The following is a 22,162-nucleotide window of genomic DNA, read 5'->3' on the forward strand; positions in this document are numbered from 1 at the left end:
ATTATTAATTCCAAATAACTGCTTTTTTAGTAGTTTTTTTAAACGAATTTGACAGGTGAAATAATCTTGCTTTTAACAATATTTTTCGCCCTTCAAAATGCCTTGTGTAAAACACCTTGCAAGTTCCTACATGGTGCTTCCAGTGTTTTAAAAACACGTCACAACGTTGTTTTTTAACTCCTAATAATTCTGGGACGGAATAATAATTTTGAATTTTAAATCGTCTTCTAAACCAATTTGTTTTCACAATTAAATAACGAGGATTTTTAATAGGCTCAATAATTTCTTGAAGTGCATTTATAAATAAAGCACTTTCCAATTCGCTGGCTCCTTTTATAACACAAATCACCTCACCTTTTAGCAATGAATTAATAGTTAATTTAATACTGCCTCTTTCAGTTGTTATTTCATTTAAATCATACAAACTATCTAAAAGCGCATTAGCTATTTTTTCTAAATCTTTATGCAATGACCCAAATTGAAGGTAATTTTTAATCGATTTATATGTTTTCCAACCAAAAGACAAGCCTAAAGCGAGCAATAATGTATACAAAAAACTGATCACACCTTTAGTCATTAAAATGTTTAAGTTCTTAACAAAAAACTGGGGTAAAAAAAATAATAAAGCTATTAGTAATTCAAAAAAACTATAGCGAATCACATCATTAAAAGTCTTATTTTTTTCTACCTCAAAAGGCTCATCACCCTGATAATATTGCTTAATTTCTCTAGACATTGTAGTTCCAACCTCAATGGCATTATGCCATTTTTCTTTTAAAATAGCACGGTTTTTTGATTGAGTTATTGTGCCTTCATTCAATGATTGAAAATTAACATCTGTGAAATTATCAGGCAGATTCAACCTATCAATACCACTTTCAATATAATTCTTATCAGAATTTGAAACACCTACAAAGGCATCAAACCGACGTTTTAGTGTTTCAATATCTTTTCCACCTTTATCATCCGTAGGATCTAAACACACCAGATGCCAAATGTTTCCTGTTTTGTTTAGGTTTCCTTTTTGAGTTCTGATAGCACGACCACGCATTTGATTAGAAGACACATATGAACCAATAAATGAAGCTAATACCAAGGTGTTTATAGAAGGAGCGTCCCACCCTTCTCCTAAAAGAGATTTTGTGCCAATAAGAATTTTAAAAACTCCCAATTCAAACATTCTAGTCATAGTATCTACTAAATGATTTGCACCAACTTTTGGAAGTATTTCAACATAATTACTATCCGGTATAAATGGAACGACATTGTAATTTTCAATCGGTTCAATCTCCCCAAAAGCTTCTATATTACTTTTATGAATAATGACTAAACTTCCTGTTAACACTCCCATTTCTTCTTTTGGAATGGAACTTACTCGAAGATGCTGAAAAATGGGAACAACACCCAATTTATCAATGGAATAAACGGCTTTATCTTCAGTAGTTTTGAACTCTTTTTTAATATAATCAGTTAAAACAACAGCTCGTAAATCTAATTTTAAATTTTGATATTCATTAGAAATAATATCAACTACACTTAGCAATTTACTTGAACTACTGGACAAGGAACGATACAGTTGATTATTGCCAATTAAATCTACTTTCTTATTTTCAAAAATATGCAACCTTCTAAGTTTAGTTTCTAATTTTTCTAAATACGATTCGTTCTCAATTAAATTAAATCGATCAGAAACAATTAAATTCTGAAATAAAACTTGTGCCCATTGGTTTGTAAAAACAGGAAAATCAACCTTTTCATCCTTTTCAAAACCTAAAACGTATAAATTTTCTTTAGATATTTTTTGACTAATAGCATTTAAAAAAATTAAAATAGCCGAAAAATATTCTGGATTTCTATAAATATCACTTAAATAATTTTCGGTTATTTTAAAAAAACGATGATTTTTTATAAAAGAAATAAACTCAGAATTTACTTTTAAATCATCTATAAAATTTGAAATTTTCTTTCTGTATTCAAATATAAAATGAATCTCTTTTTCTTTAGGTTTAGAAAAATAAACAAAATCTTGATGCGGACATAAATCGCCTTCCTTTACAAGTTCAGGCACTACTATTTCTTCATCAATATCTCCACATAGTTTAAAATATTTTGACACTTCTAAAGCATCACTATCATACGGTGGTGTTGCCGTTAAAGCCACCATAGTTATATTATTATCATATTTTAATTGAAATAAACATGTCCACCAAACATTTTTTAAATGATGTGCTTCGTCTAAAACAATAACTTCAATTTTTTCTTTTTGAAAGAAAGCAAAATAATCAGCTTTATTTTCAAATGTTTTATAAAAAGAATGTAACGATTGATAAGTGGAAAAAGTAATTGCTTTAGGATTCTTAATGTCAAAAGAAAAATCATCAAATACGGTCTTGTCTACAAAAAAGCTTTGCAACCTGTTTTGCCATTGATTTCTAACAGTAAGTGTTGGAGCAAGCACCAAAGTTTTTTTACCAATTTGCCTTACTATTTCAATACCTAAAATAGTTTTTCCTGAGCCAGGAGGCGCCACTACATGCAAATGATTATCATCAATATGCTTACTAATATTCTTTATAAATTTTTCCTGATAACTACGCCAAGGAAAAATAAATTTTAAATTTTTAAAGAGCATATTAAGAATTAGTATTTTTATAGTTTCAAATATAGAAAAACTATGAACTGTTACTGCGGAAATTTAAAAACTTACGCCCAATGCTGCCAAAAAGCACATAAAAACATGAACAAAGCAGTAACAGCGGAACAATTGATGCGTTCTAGATATTCTGCATTTGTATTAGCTAACGGCGATTATTTAATGCAAAGCCATCACAGCTCTACACGTCCAATAAAAGAAAAAAAAGACATTGTAAAGTGGGCTAAATCAGTAGAATGGATAAAATTAGAAATTTTAGAAACTTCCAAAGGATATGAAACCGATAGTGATGGGACTGTAACATTTAATGCGTATTTTTACAAACACGGAAAAATACGTGTCATTCACGAAAAATCCATATTTATAAAAGAAGACAATCACTGGACTTACTTAGGTTTAAGTCAATAAAACACAAAAAAATGTTCCCTTTAAGAAGAAACCGAAGATTAAGAACTAATGAATCCATTCGTTCATTAGTTCGTGAAACCATTATAACACCAAACGATTTTTTAGTGCCTCTTTTTGTAGTGGAAGGCAAAGGTGTAAAGGATGAAATTTCATCCATGCCAAACTACTTTCGTTACAGTTTAGATTTATTAGAAAAAGAAGTTAAAGAACTTTGGGGATTAGGTTTAAAATCGGTGTTGCTTTTTGTAAAAGTCCCTGACCATTTAAAAGACAATAAAGGAACTGAAGCTTTAAACCCTAACGGACTCATGCAACGTGCTATTAAAACAGTTAAAAATGTATGTCCAGATATGTTAGTGATGACCGATGTAGCTCTCGACCCCTATTCATCAGTTGGTCATGATGGTATTGTGCAAAACGGTATGATTATTAATGATGAATCGGCCGAAGTTTTAGCAAGAATGGCTTTAACACACGCCCAAGCAGGATCAGATTTTATTGCACCAAGTGATATGAATGATGGCAGAACACTACAAATTCGCCAACTACTAGAACAAGAAGGTTTTAAAAACACAGGTATCATGGCCTATACTGCAAAATATGCCTCATCTTTTTACGGGCCTTTTCGCGACGCGCTGGATTCTGCACCTGTTGACATGATTGATGTACCAAAAAACAAAAAAACTTACCAAATGGATTTTGGTAATAGATTGGAAGCTGTTAGAGAAACCCTAATAGATATTGATGAAGGGGCCGATATTGTCATGGTAAAACCAGGACTTTCATACCTCGATATTTTAAGAGATATTAAAAATGAAGTTGATGTGCCTGTAGCGGTATATCAAGTTTCTGGCGAATATGCTATGATAAAAGCTGCTGCCGAAAAGGGGTGGCTAAACCACGATCAAGTGATAATAGAAACTACTACTGCTTTTAAACGTGCTGGAGCCGATATTATAGCGAGTTATTTTGCTAAAGATGTTGTGAATCTGATTTCGTAAATTAGCACTAACAAAAAAACACAAATGAGCGCATTAATTTTTTGGGCAACCATATCTATCTTTTTTTCCTTTTTATGTTCTATACTTGAAGCGGTTTTATTAAGCGTCACCCCTACGTTTATAAATCTTAAAAAACAAGAAAACAAAGACTATGCAATAACATTAGAAAGCTTAAAGAAAGATGTAGATAAACCTTTAATTGCTATTTTAACTCTTAATACCATTGCGCATACCTTAGGAGCCATGATGGTAGGAATTGAAGCTGAAAAATTACCTTTTAAAATTGAGATATTTGGTATAAATACGGTTGGTGTCGTTTCCGCTGTTATGACATTTTTAATTTTAGTAGCTTCAGAAATTGTACCTAAAACCATAGGTGCCACCTATTGGAAACAATTAGCAAATTTTACTTCAAAGGCATTAACTATTTTGATTTTTCCTTTAAAATGGACTGGTATTTTATGGCTACTTCAATTAACAACCAAAGTCATTGGAGGAAAAGCTCATGAAGGAAGTGTTTTAAGTAGAGAAGATTTTCATGCCATGGCAGATATTGCTCAAGAAGAAGGTGTTTTTCAAGAAAATGAAAGTAAAATAATTAAAAACCTAATAACCTTTAAGGAGGTATTTGCAAAAGACGTTATGACCCCTAGAACGGTTATGAAAACAGAAATGGAAACAACGAGTGTTAAAGATTTTTTTCATAAAAATTTGAATTTGCGTTTTTCACGTATTCCTATTTATGCTGATGATCCAGATAATATTGTTGGGTTGGTTTTAAAAGATGAAATTTTTAAAGAAATGGCCTTGGATAATGGCGACAAAAAATTATCAGATTTAAAACGAAATATTATTGTAGTTAACAGAAGTTTACCTATTCCTACTCTTTTTGAAAAACTTATTGAAAGCAAGAACCACATGGCTTTAGTGGTTGATGAATATGGTTCTGTTAGTGGCATAGTAACCATGGAAGATGTTATTGAAACCTTACTTGGTTTGGAAATCATGGATGAAAGTGACAGTGTTTCAGACTTACAATATTTAGCAAGAAAAAGCTGGGAGTCACGAGCCAAAAAACTAGGTATTTTTGAAGACGAAAACACCTTGAAATAGTGGAAACCTGTATAATCAAATCACCTTTAGGCTTCACCAAAATAATTGGGAATCATAAAGGAATAACGTCTATAACAATACTTAATACCGAGGAGAAAACAACCAATATTATTCCAGAAGTATTAGAAGATTGCGCCATACAACTTAATGAATACTTTATAGGTTCTCGAAAACAATTCAATTTAAAACTAAACCCTGGGGGTACTAATTTTCAAAAAAAAGTTTGGAAACAATTAGAACGAATTCCATACGGAAAAACCCTTTCATATTTAGAATTATCAAAACAATTAGGCAGTATTAAAGCCATTAGAGCTGTAGCAAATGCTAATAGTAATAACCCGCTTTGGGTAATTATACCTTGTCATAGAGTTGTTGGTAGCAATGGCAGCTTAACAGGATATGCAGGTGGGCTACATCGTAAAAAATGGCTATTGGAACATGAAAGTCCATACAAACAGCAATCTTTATTTTGATGTAAGTACAAATACCTGAAATTTTTCCTATATTTAATCAACTAATCACATTGTAATGAAATTCTTCAAAAAACTTTTTAAATGGATTATAATAGTACTCGGGTTAATAATAACTACTTTATATATTACCGACACCGATTATTTACTAAAAGCAGTTAGAACCATTTACCTCACTGGACACTCAACAGCCTTTTTAGAAGATTATAAAAAATTTGACAACCAAGTTGTTGAAAATGGAACACCCCAACCTTGGCCATATCATAAAAGCTATAATACGGTTAAAGAAACCGAAACTCTCAACCAAATAAATAAATCAAACGGCACTATTGCTTACGTTATTATAAAAAATGATAGTATTTGGTTTGAAAACTATTATGATGGTTTTAATGAAAATTCAAAAACAAACTCGTTTTCAATGGCAAAAAGCTATGTTTCTGGGCTGTTAGGGAAAGCCATTCAAGAAGGTTATATAAAAAGTTTAGATCAACCTGTTAGCGATTTTTTACCAACGTTTAATAAAGGTTTAGCTGCAAAAATGACTGTGGGTGACTTATCTAGTATGGCATCTGGAACCAATTGGGATGAAGCCTATTACTCCCCATTATCAATAACTACCCGCGCTTATTTTGATGATAATTTAGAAAAGGTAATGCTGGGTTTAAAGGTTGTTGATCAACCTGGAAAAGCTTTCAAATATGCCAGTGGCGATACCCAGATGTTAGCTATGGTCATAGAAAAAGCTACTGGCAAAAAACTATACAATTATTTAGAAGAAAGTTTTTGGAAACCTTTAAATTCTGAAAATTCTACCCTTTGGCAAGTAGATAGCGAAAGACACGATTTAGTAAAAGCTTACTGTTGTATAGCCAGTAACGCCAAAGATTTTGCACGTTTTGGAAAACTTTATAAAGATTATGGAAAATGGAATGGCAAACAAATTTTAGATTCAACATTTGTAGCAAAATCCATTAAACCACGCTTTTCTGAAAGCCCTGAATATGGTTACGGTATATGGCTAAAAGAACAAAATGATAAAAACTTTTTTATGTTACGTGGACATTTAGGACAGTATGTTATTGTTGAACCGAATGACAATGTTATTATTGTACGTTTAGGACATTCTAAAGGTTCAAACAAAAAGGTTGGCATCTATACCGAAGATATTTCCGTGTATATTAATGAAGCTTATAAAATGCTTGAAAAATGATAGCCAAACTAAATATTGAAAATATATTATTTCTGGATATTGAAACCGTTCCAGAAGTTCAACATTTTTCTGATTTAGACGCTACTAAACAAGCACTTTGGGATCACAAATCAAAATACCAACGCAAAGATGAATTTACTGCTGAAGAATTTTATGACCGCGCTGGCATTTGGGCAGAATTCGGAAAAATAGTTTGTATTTCTGTAGGATATTTCAATATTCAAGGAGACCTCCGAAAATTCAGAGTAACCTCCTTTTACGGCGATGAAACAAAAATTTTAAAAGATTTTAAAAACTTATTAATTTCTCACTTTAGTGAAACCAAACATTTATTATGCGCTCACAATGGTAAAGAATTTGACTTTCCATACATTGCCAGACGAATGATTATTCATAATATTGAATTGCCTCATAAATTAAATCTCTTTGGAAAAAAACCTTGGGAAGTTCCACATTTGGATACATTAGAACTCTGGAAATTTGGCGATTATAAAAGTTACACTTCATTAAAACTATTAACTTATGTTTTAGGTATTCCATCACCTAAAGATGATATTGATGGCAGCGAAGTATATCGTGTTTATTATGAAGAAAATGAAATAGACCGTATCATCATTTATTGTGAAAAAGATACAATTGCTGTCGCACAAATATTTTTAAGATTACGTGGTGATGCCATTTTAACTGACGAAGAAATCATTCACATATAAATGCAAGAACCATACATTTTAAACATTGAAAACTTATCAATTTCTTTTGGAAATAACGAAGTAATTCATAATATTTCATATCACTTAAAACCAAATGAAATTTTAGGAATTGTTGGAGAATCAGGTTCAGGAAAATCAGTGTCTTCATTAGCTATATTAGGACTTCTTCCTAAAAAAATTTCAAAAATAAATTCTGGCATTATCTATTATAAAAATCAAAATTTAATTACAATATCACCAAAATTACTTCAACAAATAAGAGGTCGGAAAATTGCAATGATTTTTCAAGAGCCAATGAGTTCTTTAAACCCCTCAATGACCTGCGGAAAACAAGTTCAAGAAATATTATTACAGCACACAAAACTTACAAAACAAGAAACAAAAAAGGAAACCATTTTACTTTTTGAGAAGGTAAAACTTCCAGATGCCAACCGCGTATTTAATGCTTATCCACATGAAATTTCAGGCGGACAAAAACAGCGCGTTATGATTGCTATGGCTATTGCTTGCAAACCTGACATTTTAATTGCAGACGAACCCACCACTGCCTTAGATGTAACAGTTCAAAAAGAGATTATTAATCTTTTAAAAACATTGCAAACTGAAACCCAAATGAGTATTATTTTCATTACACATGATTTGGCTTTAATATCAGAAATAGCAGATAGAGTATTAGTTATGTACAAAGGTCGTATTGTTGAACAGGGTTTGGTTACAAATATTTTTACTAACCCAAAACATAATTACACAAAGGCTTTAATAAATTCTCGTCCATCATTAAAAACCAGACTGAAAACACTGCCTACTATCAAAGACTTTTTAAACAACACTATTTCAAATAAAATAATAAGCGCTGAACAGCGTAAAAAAAACCACCAATCATTATACAGCAAACCCCCATTATTGGAAGTGATTAATGTTAAAAAAGAATACTTAACAAAATCAGGTTGGTTTTCAAAACCAAGCTCTTTTAAAGCTGTAAACAACGTAAGTTTTAAATTATATGAAGGAGAAACTTTAGGTTTGGTTGGCGAATCAGGTTGCGGAAAATCAACTTTAGGCAACACCATCCTTCAATTGGATAAAGCAACCTCAGGAAAAATTTTATACAAAGGCATTGACATAACAAAACTCCAAAATGCGGAGATAAAAAAACTTAGAAAAGATATTCAAATTATTTTTCAAGATCCTTTTTCCTCCTTAAACCCAAGAATTCCTATAGGCCAAGCTATTATGGAGCCCATGAAAGTTCATAAGCTGTACACGTCAGATATAGAACGAAAAGAAAAAGTCATAGATATTTTAGACCGAGTTGGACTTTCTGAAAATTATTTTAATAGATATCCTCATGAATTTTCAGGCGGACAAAGGCAACGAATTGGTATTGCCAGAACCATTGCATTACAGCCAAAATTAATTGTCTGTGATGAATCCGTTTCTGCATTAGACATTTCTGTACAAGCTCAAGTTTTAAACCTACTAAATGAATTAAAAGAAAGCTTCGGCTTTACTTATATATTTATTTCTCACGACTTGGCAGTAGTTAAATATATGTCTGATCAATTATTGGTAATGAATAAAGGAAAAATAGAGGAGTTAGATGATGCAGATGTTATCTACAACTCACCAAAAAAAGACTACACTAAAAAACTTATTGATGCAATCCCAAAAGGCTTATAACTATTACGTCATTTTGTATTTGTTTCGCAAGTAAAAATTGCGAAACAAATACATTCTGACAAAAAATATTCATGCTATAATTGAAAATTATAGCATGAATATTTTTTTGGTTAAGTACACTAAACTTTTGAAAAATTTCAAATTCTGTTGAAGTGTCTCACGGAATTTGCTTTCTTTAATAGTAGGTTGTTCATGTAGATTTGTTGCAAAATTCATAAGTCAAAAAGTTTAAGGTAGATTTGGAAATCTATTATACTTGATTTGGTTAATTTGAGTTATGCTAATATCAAAAAAAAATTCTATTTATCAGTTTAAAAACATAAATAATCGACAAAACGCATTTTAATTTAACATTTAGTCTGTTTTTGTAGTAATTTAGAATATTTTCACAAACTCATTTCAGGGATCACACCATCAATAAATAAAGTACCTTCAGTGGCTAATATAATAGTTTCTACACTTACACCTGGTGCACGTTCTAAAAGCTTAAAACCTTCATCTATAACTTCAAGAACAGCAAGGTTTGTAACTATCTTTTTTACACAACCAACCCCTGTAAGTGGTAACGAACATTTTTTTAACAGTTTAGATTGACCAGCCTTGTTAGTATGCATCATGGCAACGATGATATTGTCGGCACTAGCAACTAAATCCATAGCACCTCCCATGCCCTTTACCATTTTTCCAGGAATTTTCCAATTAGCAATATCACCATTTTCTGCTACTTCCATAGCACCTAAAATAGTAAGATCTATATGTTTACCCCGAATCATTGAAAAACTTAAAGCAGAATCGAAAAAACTGGCTCCAGGTAATGTAGTGATTGTTTGTTTCCCAGCGTTAATGATATCAGCATCCTCATGGCCTTCAAATGGAAATGGTCCCATACCTAAAACACCATTCTCACTTTGAAATTCTACTTCAATATCGTCACGAACATAATTGGCAACCAATGTAGGAATACCAATCCCTAAATTGACATAATAACCATTTTTTACTTCCTTGGCTATTCGCTTTGCTATATCTGTTTTACTTAACATAATTTCAATACATTAATTTTTGGTTCTTACCGTACGCTGTTCTATACGCTTTTCATAAACAGCCCCTTGAAAAATACGCTGAACAAAAATGCCAGGTGTATGAACTTGATTGGGGTCTAAAGTTCCTAAAGGCACCAATTCTTCAACCTCAGCAACAGTTATTTTAGCAGCACCACACATTACTGGATTGAAGTTTCGAGCAGTACCTTTAAAAATCAAGTTGCCAGCAGCATCTCCTTTCCACGCTTTCACAAAAGCAAAATCTGCTTTAAAAGCATACTCTAAAACATACATTTTACCATCAAACTCACGCGTTTCTTTTCCGTTTGCCGCTTCCGTTCCATAACCTGCTGGTGTATAAATGGATGGTATACCAGATTGAGCAGCTCTACATCGTTCTGCTAAAGTTCCTTGAGGGATTAATTCAACTTCCAATTCACCTGATAACATCTGCCTTTCAAACTCATCATTTTCGCCAACATAAGAAGAAATCATTTTTTTTATTTGATGTTTTTGAAGCAACAAACCCAAACCAAAATCATCAACACCAGCATTGTTTGAAATACAAGTTAAACCCTTAGTGCCAAGTTTTACCAACTGAGTAATGATGTTTTCTGGAATACCACTAAGCCCAAACCCTCCAAGCATAAAAGTCATATTATCAGTGACTCCCTGAAGTGCTTCTTCAACATTGGCTACTTTTTTATTAATCATAAAAAATAAATTTTGCCTTTTAAAAATACAAAATGTCTATTAACAAATTTAGTAAACCAATGATAATATTAAAAAAAGACTTGTTATCTGAGCATTGAAAAAGAATTAAATTTAAACCGTTAAAATAAAAAAAAGCCATTCTTTTTAGAATGGCTTTTTTTTTAAAATCCGTTTAAATCATCTGGTGTATCTGGATCATCATCAGGTGATACATCTGATGAAAGCAACGAGCAATCCACATTAATTGAAAGCTCTATTGGAGCTTCAAATTCTCCTGTAGAAATATTCAAATCCTCATCAGCATAACAACTTTTCATATACACACCCCAAATTGGTAATGCCATAGCTGCACCTTGACCATAAGTTATGGTTTTAAAGTGTACAGAACGTTCGTCTCCGCCAACCCAAACACCAGTAACTAAATTAGGCACCATACCCATAAACCAACCATCACTTTGATTTTGTGTAGTACCTGTTTTACCTGCAATAGGATTTGTAAATTCATAAGGATACCCTGTTATAATTTCTCTATAATCTGCCCTATAAGCATCAGCACCTCTACCTCTTAATCTGGTACCAGAACCTCCTTGAGTAACACCTTCTAAAAGTTTTACTGTAACATAGGCTGTTTCATCACTTAAAACATCATGGGTTTCTGGTGTAAATTGATATAATACTGTATTATTTTTATCTGTAATACTGGTTACCATTACTGGCTTGGTATAAACACCTTTATTTGCAAAAGTAGCGTAAGCACCAACCATTTCATACACGCTTAAATCTGGTGTACCCAAGGCAATGGATGGCACTGGTGGAATATCAGATTCAACACCTAATTTTCTAACCAAATCAATTACGGTTTGTGGTCCAACTTTATCCATCAATCTAGCCGTTACGGTATTGACCGAATTTGCTAAAGCATTTTTTAATGTTCTTATACCTCCATAATCATTTCCAGAATTTTTAGGGCACCAATCTTCTGGATTCCCATATTTATTTTTTTCAATACAAAAGGGGGTATCTGGAAACTCATCACAAGGTGATAAATGTAATTGATCTATAGCTGTAGCATACACAAAAGGCTTAAAAGTAGAACCTACCTGACGTTTTCCTTGTTTAACCATATCATACTGAAAATGCCTGTAATTAATACCACCTACCCATGCTTTTACATGTCCTGTTGCTGGATCCATAGACATCATACCTGTACGTAAAAACGATTTATAATAACGTATAGAATCTATGGGTTTCATAATCGTATCAAATTCAGAAGGTTTACCATTTTCCCATTTAAAAACGGTCATTTCAGTTGGTTTGTAAAAAGATTTTTCAACATCTTCACTTGGTATTTTTAAATCATACCTCATGTGTCTCCATCTTTCCGATTGCTTCATAAATCGTAACATCAACGTGTCTATTTCACCTTTTCTTAAATCTAAAAAAGGAGCCGTTGGATTTCTATCGGGCGTATTTTGATGAAAAAATTCTTTCTGCAATCTAGACATGTGCTGTTGCACCGCATCTTCTGCATATTGTTGCATACGAGAATCTATCGTCGTATAAATTTTTAAACCATCATTATATAAATTATACTTTGTGCCATCTGGTTTAGGATTATCTTTAATCCATTCTTTCATAAAACCATCCAAATAGCCCCTAAAATAAGTAGCAATACCCTCTCTGTGAGACTCAGGAGAATAATCTATATCTAAAGCTGTTTGCTGCAATGAATCTCGCTCTCTTTCATTTATATAATCATATTTTTCCATTTGAGCTAAAACCACATTTCGTCTGTTTTTAACTCCTTCAGGATTCCTTCTTGGATTATAAAGTGCTGAATTTTTAAACATCCCTACCAGCATAGCTGATTCTTTTAAATTCAACATATTAGGCTCCTTTCCAAAATAAATTCTAGAGGCACTTCTAATACCATCTGCATTATTTAAAAAATCATAAATATTGAAGTACTGAGCTATAATTTCCTCTTTGGTGTATTGACGCTCTAATCGAATAGCGATAATCCATTCTTTTACTTTCTGTAATACACGCTCAATTATATTTCTAGAGCCTTCACCATGAAACAATTGTTTTGCTAATTGTTGAGAAATAGTACTGGCTCCGCCACCACCACCTAATGTTAAAGCTGCTCTCAAGGTACCACGTGCATCTATCCCTGAATGACTATGAAAACGAACATCTTCAGTTGCTATTAAAGCATCAATTAAATCCTGAGGTAATTCATCATAACTAACCGGAGTTCTGTTATCATTAAAATAAAACTTACCTAATGTCTGCCCATCTGAAGAAATAATTTCTGAGGCAAGATTTGTTTTAGGATTTTCTAAAACTGTATGGTCTGGCATGTCACCAAAAACGCCCCATGATGCTAAAAGAAAAATAAGAACAATTGAAAGAACACCTCCTAAAAAAAGAATCCAAAACCCTCGAATGTATTTTGAAAAATTTTGAGTTTCCGTTGTTTGTTTTTTTGTTGCCATAGATTAAGTGCCTTAAGCTTTTTTAAAATGCTTTAAGTATTTAAAGTTTTATGGTGATTATTTAATTATTGGATTTTCAATTCTAAAGCCTACATCTGTAATACCTTCAAGTTCTGTTATACCTTTGACCTTTCCGTTTTCTCGCATAGCATGTTGGATGTTTACTTTATACTCTCCAGTTTCATCAAAAACAACCTGTTCTTTATACCAAAGTTTATTTTCCTTAACATCTGTTAATCCTGTGCCTAAAAATTTTCCCGAAGGATCGGCCATACGATATTCTAAAGTATCAGTAACTGTTTTCCCGTGTGGAAACACCATTTCAACAATTAAAAACAAATTACTAAATTTATAGCTATTCGTGTTTCTTAAATTAACAAATAAATCATACGCATTCGTAGAATCTGGGGGCGTTATATTAAAACTTACCACAGAATCCTTATGCCATTTATTCGGAACTGTTTTATATACATCGTATACCATATTGGAATCACAAGAAACCAATACACAAAAAACTAAAAAAAGAAACAAAAATTTATTCTGCAGCATTTTTTTTACTGTTTTGAGGTTTTCTTCGGTTATTTTTCTTTCTATTATTTTGGTTAGAATTATTTTTATTTGAATTGTTAGTATTTGTTTTCTTTCTATTTTGATTATTCCTGTTTGAATTGTTTGAATTTGGATTGTTTTTATTGGCACTTGGTCCAACATTTTTATTTCCCGACTTTGCTTTTCTTCTATTGTTTTTACGTTTATTATTGCGTTTTGGACTATCAAAACGTGTTAAACTATCTTGACCAACAACGTTTTCAAACTCTGTTTTAGTATCTTCAATTAGATCAGAAGCATATTCTTCTAAGCTAATAACTTTTTCATTTTTCTTATTTAAGCTAATAATTTCATTGGCTTGTGCTGTTGTTATTTTATGCCAATTCATCCATTCACCTTCATAAGCATACCACATATGACCCTTGAAAATATCGGTTTTTTGACAAACAGCTGTCCCTTTTTCCGTTCTAAGTTTAATATCTGTTTTCGGAAAACTTTTTAAGGCATCCAAATAACTATCCAACTCATAATTTAAACAGCATTTTAATTTACCACATTGTCCTGCTAATTTTTGAGGATTTAAAGATAATTGCTGATATCTTGCTGCTGAAGTACTTACAGAACGAAAGTCCGTTAACCATGTGGAACAACATAATTCGCGTCCACAAGAGCCAATACCACCAAGTCTGGCTGCTTCTTGACGAAAACCAACTTGTTTCATTTCAATACGGGTTCTAAACTCACGTGCAAATACTTTAATGAGTTCTCTAAAATCTACGCGTTCTTCTGCGGTATAATAAAAAGTAGCTTTACTAGCATCACCTTGAAATTCAATATCCGAAATCTTCATTTGAAGTTTTAAATCGATAGCAAACTGCCGGGCTTTCACCTTCATTGGCTCCTCTTTATCACGAGCTTCACTCCAAACATCAATATCCCGCTGACTAGCCTTTCTATAAATTTTTAAAATATCATCAGCTTTTTCAGAAATATTTTTGCGTTTCATTTGAATACGCACCAATTCTCCCGTAAGGGTAACCATACCAATATCATGTCCAGATGCTGCTTGAGTAGCAACAATATCACCAATACTTAAAGTTAAGTTTTCAAGATTTTTATAGTATTCTTTTCTGCCGTTTTTAAAGCGAACTTCCACCCAATCAAAAGGTTTTTCGCCATTAGGCAATGACATATTAGACAACCAATCAAAAACAGTTAGTTTATTACAACTATCAGTACCACAAGTACCATTGTTTTTACAGCCTTTTGGCTGGCCGTCTTTAGTTGAGCAACTTGCACAAGACATATATTTTATATATTGATTCCAATTAAAACTAAGTTTTAACGGAAGAAGGTTCATAAATCATTTAATTTCCCTCCTGATAAATAGTGGGAATGGCAATTCAACAGAACTATTTTAAAACAGGTTTCAAATAAATATTCTCGACGTAAAGATAAGATTATTATACTGACATTAAAAAAAGGCAAGAATTAAATGTTTTTAACACTAATAATTTTAACAGGACAAGCTTTTGCTGCATTATCAGAATCTTCAAAAATTGAATCATCATTAGACTTTAATGTAAAAAAACCTTTTTTATTATTAGCTTGTAACAAGACTGTTTTACCATCTTTTTTAGACATTTGAAATTGGTTTGGAGCCAATTCAACACAATAATTACAGCCTATACATTTATTACGTTGTAAGGTAATAATAACCATTAGGCCTCTACTTTATTTTCAACAATTTTATACAACTTGTCAGATTGTCTTATTCTAAAAGGCAAAGGTATAGTAACCATATCACCTTTCGTCCCTACATTTAATTCCTGATCGTTAACCAATAACTCGTTAACCACAAATTCTTTTGCACCTGTTGTTGGCCCGGTAACTAAAACTGTATCGCCAATATTAATATTATAAGCTTCAATTTTAAACTCACCAACTTTTGCTTTTGGAAAGAAATGAGTACCTTTTCCTATATAAACCTTTTTTTGTGTAGCATGCGAACCAGAACCCTTACTCCATTCTCCAAGTTTTTGGCCTAAGTAATAACCACTCCAAAAACCTCGATTATAAACTGTTTCTAAGGTTTGCATCCATGAAATAACCTGATCTTTACTATAGCTACCATTTTCAATAGCATCTATGGCTTCTCTGTAACATTTAATAACTTTTGCTACATATTCTGGTGCCCTTCCTCGCCCTTCAATTTTTAAAACTTTTATACCAGCATCAACAACCTCTTGTAAAAAATCAATGGTACATAAATCTTTTGGAGACATAATATATTCATTATCCAACTCCATTTCAAAACCTGTTTCTTGATCAATTACCGTGTATTTTTTTCGGCAATTTTGTTTGCAAGCTCCTCTATTTGCTGAAGAATTTTGCGAATGCAAACTCATATAACACTTACCAGAAACCGCCATGCAAAGTGCTCCGTGACCAAATATTTCTATCTCAACCAATTTACCTGATGGACCTTTAATTTGTTCCTTTTCAATTTGTTCCGTAATTTTTTTCACTTGACGCAAACTCAATTCCCTACTTAGCACCATTGTATCTGCAAATAAAGCGTAAAACTTTACCGTTTCAATGTTGGTAACATTAATTTGAGTTGAAATATGAACTTCCATATTAGCTTCTCTCGCCATTGAAATGACAGCTTGATCCATAGCAATAACCGCGGTAATATCAGCCTGTTTTGCTTTTTTAAGCAATGTTTTTACAATAGAAAGATCATGGTCGTAGATAATCGTATTTAGCGTTAAATAACTACGAACATATTTTGCTTTGCAACGTTTTGAAATTTCAGGCAGATCATCTAAAGTAAAATTTATAGAAGCTCGAGCACGCATATTCAACTGTTCAACACCAAAATAAACAGAATCTGCTCCATTATCTAAAGCCGCCTGAAGAGATTCAAAATTTCCTGCAGGTGCCATTAATTCTATTTTTTGCATCTCTTTAGTTTATTTATTATCTACTTTGAGAGTCTCAAAAATATTCCTTAAATCTTTTTTATAAGGCAGATGGTCAGCACGACCTTTTTTGAATATATCGTTACTATTGCCCTGTCCTTTTCTCAGGGCTTTTTGTTCTTCAAAAGGCAGCGCATGAATTTCTTTACAGGTTGTAGAGCAGCAATTATCCATTTCTACTTTACAATCATCACATTGAATAAACAATAAATGACAAGCATCATTAGCACAATTGGTATGAATATCTGCTGGTTTTCCACATTGATGACAACAAGCAATCACATCATCACTTATTTTTTCGGCACGGCGTTCATCAAAAACAAAATTCTTTCCTAAAAATTTATTTTCAAGGTTTTGCTCTTTAATTTGTCGTGTGTATTCAATAATACCTCCTTCAAGCTGAAATACGTTTTTAAAACCCTTATGTTTAAAATAAGCACTGGCTTTTTCGCAACGAATACCACCAGTACAATACATTACTAATTTTTTATCTTCTTTGTGAGTTTTTAAATCGTCTTCAATAATATCTAAAGATTCTCTAAAAGTATCCACATCTGGCGTAACGGCATTTTTGAAATGACCTATTTCGCTTTCGTAATGGTTTCGCATATCCACCAATACTGTGTTTTCATCTTCAATTAAATTATTAAATTCTTCTGCACTTACATGAATACCTTTATTAGTAACATCAAAAGTGGTATCGTTTAAACCATCAGCTACAATTTTTTCACGAACTTTTACTTTTAGTTTTAAAAAGGACTTATTGTCTTGCTCCACAGCAATATTCAAACGAATATCCTTTAAAAAATCAATCCCATCTAAATGATTTTTAAATTCGTTAAATCGATCAGCTGGAAGTGATAATTGGGCATTTATACCTTCATGTGCTATGTAAATTCTACCTAAAACATCTAAAGCGTCCCAAGTTATAAATAAATGATCTCGTAAAACTTGAGGGTTATCTATTTTGGCATATTGATAAAAAGAAAGTGTTAATCGACTCTTTCCTACTTGGTCAATTAATTCAGCTCTTTCTTTTGCACTTAATTTATTGTACAGTTGCATGCTATACTAATTTTTAAGGTTATAGAAATATTTTAAAAAGCAAAAGTACAATTTTATGATAAGGTCACAATTTATTGAATAAAAAAAGCACTTCCATGAGGTAAGAAGTGCTTTTCCTGATTAACCCGTAAAAAAAATTACCTTAAAATCAATTAAAAATGTTTCAAGTTAACCTTAACATACTTTCAATATCCGTAGAAACAGTAACTGAAATACCAATGGGTTAATAGGCATTAATTGGATAAAATTCTTGGGTAAAACAATTTTGTCTTACCCTCAAATTTAATTTGGGATAGATTTCATAGCAAAAATTTTCCCGCGTTTATTATTATAGATGCAAAATGTGTAAAAAGGTTGCGTTATAAAATTGTATGGTGACAAAAGTTATAGTAATTTAGCAGACATTACTTCAGAAAAAATAAACAGAAATGAGCAGCGAAAAAGAAGCAAAATTAAAAGCACTAAAACTTACATTAGATAAATTAGATAAAGCGTACGGCAAAGGTACTGTAATGAAAATGAGTGATGCAGCAGTAGTTGATGTAGAAGCTATTTCATCAGGATCATTAGGGTTAGATATTGCATTAGGCGTTGGTGGCTACCCTCGTGGTAGAGTCATAGAAATATATGGACCGGAATCGTCGGGTAAAACCACGTTAACATTACACGCAATTGCCGAAGCTCAAAAAGCTGGAGGGATTGCTGCTTTTATTGATGCAGAACATGCTTTTGATAGATATTATGCTAAAAACTTAGGCGTGGATATTGACAATTTAATTATTTCTCAACCAGACAATGGGGAGCAAGCATTAGAAATTGCTGACAATTTAATCCGTTCTGGTGCTATTGATATTGTAGTTATCGATTCCGTTGCCGCTTTAACACCAAAAAGTGAGATTGAAGGCGAGATGGGCGACTCCAAGATGGGATTGCACGCACGTTTAATGTCTCAAGCCTTAAGAAAACTAACAGGCTCTATTAGTAAAACTAATTGTACCGTAATTTTTATTAACCAATTACGTGAAAAAATTGGAGTTATGTTTGGAAACCCTGAAACAACAACAGGTGGTAACGCCTTAAAGTTTTATGCTTCAGTAAGACTGGACATTCGTCGTTCAACTCAAATTAAAGATAGTGGTGGTTCCGTTTTAGGAAATAAAACCAGAGTAAAAGTGGTTAAAAATAAAGTAGCACCACCTTTTAAAATGGCTGAATTTGATATTATGTACGGTGAAGGCGTAAGCAAAGTGGGTGAAGTATTAGACATAGCTGTTGAAAATGAAATTGTTAAAAAAAGTGGATCTTGGTTTAGTTATGAAGACACCAAACTTGGTCAGGGTAGAGATGCCGTAAAAGCCCTTATAAAGGATAATCCTGAACTTATGGAAGAACTAGAAGCTAAGGTACGAGTTATAGCCAAAGCTGCTAACAGTGATGGAGACGAATAGTCATTACCTAGTATTAAAACAAAAATTCCCGATAAAATCGGGAATTTTTGTTTTAATACGCAACCTTTTTTATTTGTATGCATCTTAAAGAAAAACATATTATAAAAAAGAAATTTAAAAAAATGAAAAAGTTTTTAATTTTGAGTTTGACGCTCATTTTTTTGGCGTCTTGTAATGTTAACGATGATGATAACTACAATTACAGCTTTGACGTTTTACCTATTGAAAGTGTGGATATTCCAGATGAATTTACTTTAGGAGAAACCTACCCTATTACAGTAGAATATTTAAGACCAACAAGTTGTCATGTATTTAACGATTTTTACTATTACAAAGAAAATAACGAACGTACCGTTGCCGTTATAAATGTTAATTATGACAGAAGTGATTGCGAAGATTTGGAAGACGAAATAACAAGTGCTACATTTAATTTTCAAGTGACAGGAAATGGCTCTTATATCTTTAAATTTTGGCAAGGAAAAGATGAGAATGATGAAGACCAATATTTAAGCATCGAAGTGCCTGTAGTGGAATAATTAACATTAATTAATACATGTTCAATTTGAGTTTAAATCAACTCATAGAAAATTGTAAGAGTAATGATACTAAAGCACAAGGAGAATTATATAAACTCTATTCGAGTAAATTATTTTCAATCTGCTTGAAGTATTCGCGAAACTATGCCGAAGCCGAAGACAACCTGCAAGACGCATTTTTAACAATTTTCGATAAAATTGAACAATATAAACACAAAGGTTCATTTGAAGGTTGGATAAAACGCATTACAGTTAATACAGTAATGCAACGTTATAGAAAAGAAAAGGTATTTGATATTGTAAATGAAAATATTGCTGAAGAGGTCGTTGTAGATATTGATGAAGAATCTATTTCTATGGATTTTCTTCTAAAAAGTATTCAAGAACTACCCGATAGATACAGATTGGTTTTCAACCTATATGTTTTAGATGGATATTCACATAAAGAGATAGCAAACCTTCTCAATATTAACATTGGAACATCTAAATCTAATTTAGCAAGAGCTAGACAACAGTTGAAGGAAACCGTAGAAAATTATAAAGCTAACAATAGCTTACAGTCATTATAAATGAGTGATAAGAAAAATATAGACCGATTATTTCAAGAATGCTTCAAAGACTTTGAAGCAATACCTAACGATGCCGTTTGGAATAATATTGAAGCAAAATTGCAACAAAAAAACAAAAAGCATAAAGTAATTCCTATTTGGTGGCGTTACGTTGGTATAGCTGCGCTTTTATTACTTCTTTTAACTGTTGGAAATAGTTTTTTAGATGATACTACAAATATCATTCCTTCAAATAATGTAGTAGATACTCAAAACACTACACGTAGTAGTACTACAAAAACTAATGAAAATAAAACCACAATTTCTGTTACTACAGATGTTAATCCAACTAAAAATAATGATAACTCTATTAGTAACAAAAACGTTTCAAATTCCTCTTTAAAAAATGAATTTAGCACAGGTAAAAATGAAGCTATTGTTAATCATTCAGATGAAGATACACAACTAAAAAATAATGGTTTTAACCAAGACAAATTACCAAAAATAAACACAGGAAAACCAAAACTTAATATAGAAAACAAAGTAGGAAAAACCACTTATATTGCAAAAAATTTAGAAAAAAATAATTATAACCTACCTGAAAAAGAATCAAAGCTTCCCAATAGTGAAGAAGGCAAGCCTATTCATGATAACAACCCAACGACCATAGCTAATACTCAACCCAAGGAAGACAATCAAGTTGCAGAGAACTTAGAAAAAAACAAAGAACCTTCCATTGAAGATTTTTTAAAAAAAACTGAAGAAATTATTGAGGAAGAAAAACAATTAAACAGGTGGAGTCTTACACCAAACGCAGCACCTGTATATTTTAATACCTTAAGTGAAGGTTCTTCCATTGGTGGACAGTTTAATAACAACTCCAAAACAGCAGAAGCCAATATGAGTTATGGTATTTCAGCAAGTTATGCAGTAAATAATAAGTTAAGCATCCGTTCAGGTATTAATAAAGTAAACTTAGGATATAATACAAACAATGTAGTTGTTTTTGAAACCTTATCAAAAAGTTCTAGCTCTAGTTTATTAAGCAATGTTAAAGCTTCTTCTCAAAATGCCAATGCTTTAGAGAATGTAGCTTTAGTAAGTGGAGATAATTTTGAATCTAATGAAGCTGTAAATTTAACATCTAATTCTAAAACATCAATAAATCAATCTTTTGGATATATAGAAGTACCCTTAGAAATTCAATACAACCTATTGAATAAAAAATTAGGGGTTAATTTGATTGGAGGATTTAGTTCATTCTTTTTAAGTGATAATGAGTTATTTTCTGAAGTTGAAGGAAATAGAACCCCCATTGGAGAAGCTACAAACATAAATAACATAAGCTATAGTGCCAATTTTGGACTAGGCTTCCAATATAAATTTACTAAAAAATTAAATTTGAATTTAGAACCAATGTTCAAATATCAAATTAAAACATTTAACAATACATCTGGTAATTTCACCCCTTATTTCATTGGTGTTTATACCGGAATCGGATTTAAATTTTAGGTTTTTGGTTAGATCTGGATATT

At 31.9% G+C, this 22,162-nt stretch carries 20 protein-coding genes; 11 read left to right on the forward strand and 9 right to left on the reverse strand.

Translation table 11 applies throughout. From position 1 onward, the window contains the following. Positions 1–4 precede the first annotated feature (4 nt). The gene (locus APS56_RS10490) at positions 5–2,632 is read right to left on the reverse strand and encodes a DEAD/DEAH box helicase family protein (protein ID WP_054727865.1); all 2,628 of its coding nucleotides are present in this window, start codon (positions 2,630–2,632) and stop codon (positions 5–7) included. Positions 2,633–2,737: 105 nt separating this feature from the next. On the opposite strand from APS56_RS10490, the gene APS56_RS10495 reads away from it, so the two are divergent. Genes APS56_RS10495 through APS56_RS10525 form a run of 7 tightly spaced genes read left to right on the forward strand, consistent with a single transcriptional unit; the run spans position 2,738 to position 9,245 of the window. Beyond that, positions 2,738–3,061 (forward strand): YchJ family protein, encoded by a 324-nt coding sequence (locus APS56_RS10495; protein WP_236778410.1) that lies wholly within the window; start codon positions 2,738–2,740, stop codon positions 3,059–3,061. A gap of 11 nt (positions 3,062–3,072) precedes the next feature. Beyond that, positions 3,073–4,062 carry a porphobilinogen synthase gene (gene hemB, locus APS56_RS10500; RefSeq protein WP_054727868.1) on the forward strand — a complete coding sequence of 330 codons (990 nt, stop codon included), beginning with the start codon at positions 3,073–3,075 and terminating at the stop codon, positions 4,060–4,062. Between the two features lie 24 nt (positions 4,063–4,086). Further along, on the forward strand, positions 4,087–5,175 hold the full coding sequence (locus APS56_RS10505) for a CNNM domain-containing protein (protein ID WP_054727870.1): 1,089 nt from the start codon (positions 4,087–4,089) through the stop codon (positions 5,173–5,175). Continuing rightward, complete coding sequence (locus APS56_RS10510) at positions 5,175–5,648, forward strand: methylated-DNA--[protein]-cysteine S-methyltransferase (RefSeq protein WP_054727871.1); 474 nt, start codon at positions 5,175–5,177, stop codon at positions 5,646–5,648. The genes APS56_RS10505 and APS56_RS10510 overlap by 1 nt, the downstream gene beginning before the upstream one ends. Positions 5,649–5,703: 55 nt before the next feature. After that, the gene (locus APS56_RS10515) at positions 5,704–6,855 is read left to right on the forward strand and encodes a serine hydrolase domain-containing protein (RefSeq protein WP_054727873.1); all 1,152 of its coding nucleotides are present in this window, start codon (positions 5,704–5,706) and stop codon (positions 6,853–6,855) included. Continuing rightward, positions 6,852–7,565 (forward strand): 3'-5' exonuclease, encoded by a 714-nt coding sequence (locus tag APS56_RS10520; protein ID WP_054727874.1) that lies wholly within the window; start codon positions 6,852–6,854, stop codon positions 7,563–7,565. The genes APS56_RS10515 and APS56_RS10520 overlap by 4 nt, the downstream gene beginning before the upstream one ends. Then, a complete protein-coding gene (locus APS56_RS10525; RefSeq protein ID WP_054727876.1) occupies positions 7,566–9,245 on the forward strand; it encodes an ABC transporter ATP-binding protein in 1,680 nt (559 codons plus the stop codon). Between the two features lie 386 nt (positions 9,246–9,631). Here the strand turns inward: APS56_RS10525 and APS56_RS10530 are convergent, their stop codons facing one another. The 8 genes from APS56_RS10530 to trhO form a co-directional block, all read right to left on the reverse strand. Beyond that, positions 9,632–10,285 carry a 3-oxoacid CoA-transferase subunit B gene (locus APS56_RS10530; protein ID WP_054727878.1) on the reverse strand — a complete coding sequence of 218 codons (654 nt, stop codon included), beginning with the start codon at positions 10,283–10,285 and terminating at the stop codon, positions 9,632–9,634. A gap of 12 nt (positions 10,286–10,297) precedes the next feature. Further along, positions 10,298–10,999, reverse strand: a complete 702-nt coding sequence (locus tag APS56_RS10535) for a CoA transferase subunit A (RefSeq protein WP_054727879.1) — start codon at positions 10,997–10,999, stop codon at positions 10,298–10,300. 161 nt (positions 11,000–11,160) lie between these two features. Then, positions 11,161–13,497, reverse strand: coding sequence for a penicillin-binding protein 1A (locus APS56_RS10540; RefSeq protein WP_054727881.1), 2,337 nt, complete (start codon positions 13,495–13,497; stop codon positions 11,161–11,163). Between the two features lie 57 nt (positions 13,498–13,554). Further along, positions 13,555–14,046, reverse strand: coding sequence for a gliding motility lipoprotein GldH (locus APS56_RS10545; protein WP_054727883.1), 492 nt, complete (start codon positions 14,044–14,046; stop codon positions 13,555–13,557). Next, a complete protein-coding gene (locus APS56_RS10550; RefSeq protein WP_054727885.1) occupies positions 14,033–15,352 on the reverse strand; it encodes a PSP1 domain-containing protein in 1,320 nt (439 codons plus the stop codon). Before APS56_RS10550 ends, APS56_RS10545 begins: the two co-directional genes overlap by 14 nt. Before the next feature lie 185 nt (positions 15,353–15,537). Further along, positions 15,538–15,768: a ferredoxin gene (locus APS56_RS10555; protein ID WP_054727886.1), complete on the reverse strand. Its 231-nt coding sequence runs from the start codon at positions 15,766–15,768 to the stop codon at positions 15,538–15,540. Beyond that, entirely contained in the window at positions 15,768–17,012 is a 1,245-nt protein-coding gene (locus APS56_RS10560; protein ID WP_054727888.1) for a peptidase U32 family protein, read from the reverse strand. The genes APS56_RS10555 and APS56_RS10560 overlap by 1 nt, the downstream gene beginning before the upstream one ends. 9 nt (positions 17,013–17,021) lie before the next feature. After that, complete coding sequence (gene trhO, locus APS56_RS10565) at positions 17,022–18,095, reverse strand: oxygen-dependent tRNA uridine(34) hydroxylase TrhO (protein WP_054727890.1); 1,074 nt, start codon at positions 18,093–18,095, stop codon at positions 17,022–17,024. A gap of 428 nt (positions 18,096–18,523) precedes the next feature. Between trhO and recA the strand changes: the two genes are divergently transcribed. The 4 genes from recA to APS56_RS10585 all read left to right on the forward strand — a co-directional run bounded on the left by recA (position 18,524) and on the right by APS56_RS10585 (position 22,139). Beyond that, positions 18,524–19,543: a recombinase RecA gene (gene recA, locus APS56_RS10570; RefSeq protein WP_054727892.1), complete on the forward strand. Its 1,020-nt coding sequence runs from the start codon at positions 18,524–18,526 to the stop codon at positions 19,541–19,543. A gap of 122 nt (positions 19,544–19,665) precedes the next feature. After that, positions 19,666–20,079, forward strand: coding sequence for a hypothetical protein (locus APS56_RS10575; RefSeq protein ID WP_054731345.1), 414 nt, complete (start codon positions 19,666–19,668; stop codon positions 20,077–20,079). A gap of 26 nt (positions 20,080–20,105) precedes the next feature. Continuing rightward, entirely contained in the window at positions 20,106–20,648 is a 543-nt protein-coding gene (locus APS56_RS10580) for an RNA polymerase sigma factor (RefSeq protein WP_054731347.1), read from the forward strand. Next, positions 20,649–22,139 carry a hypothetical protein gene (locus APS56_RS10585; protein WP_054727894.1) on the forward strand — a complete coding sequence of 497 codons (1,491 nt, stop codon included), beginning with the start codon at positions 20,649–20,651 and terminating at the stop codon, positions 22,137–22,139. Positions 22,140–22,162: the final 23 nt, after the last annotated feature.

Origin of the sequence: Pseudalgibacter alginicilyticus, from assembly GCF_001310225.1 — a bacterium.
Taxonomy (GTDB): domain Bacteria; phylum Bacteroidota; class Bacteroidia; order Flavobacteriales; family Flavobacteriaceae; genus Pseudalgibacter; species Pseudalgibacter alginicilyticus.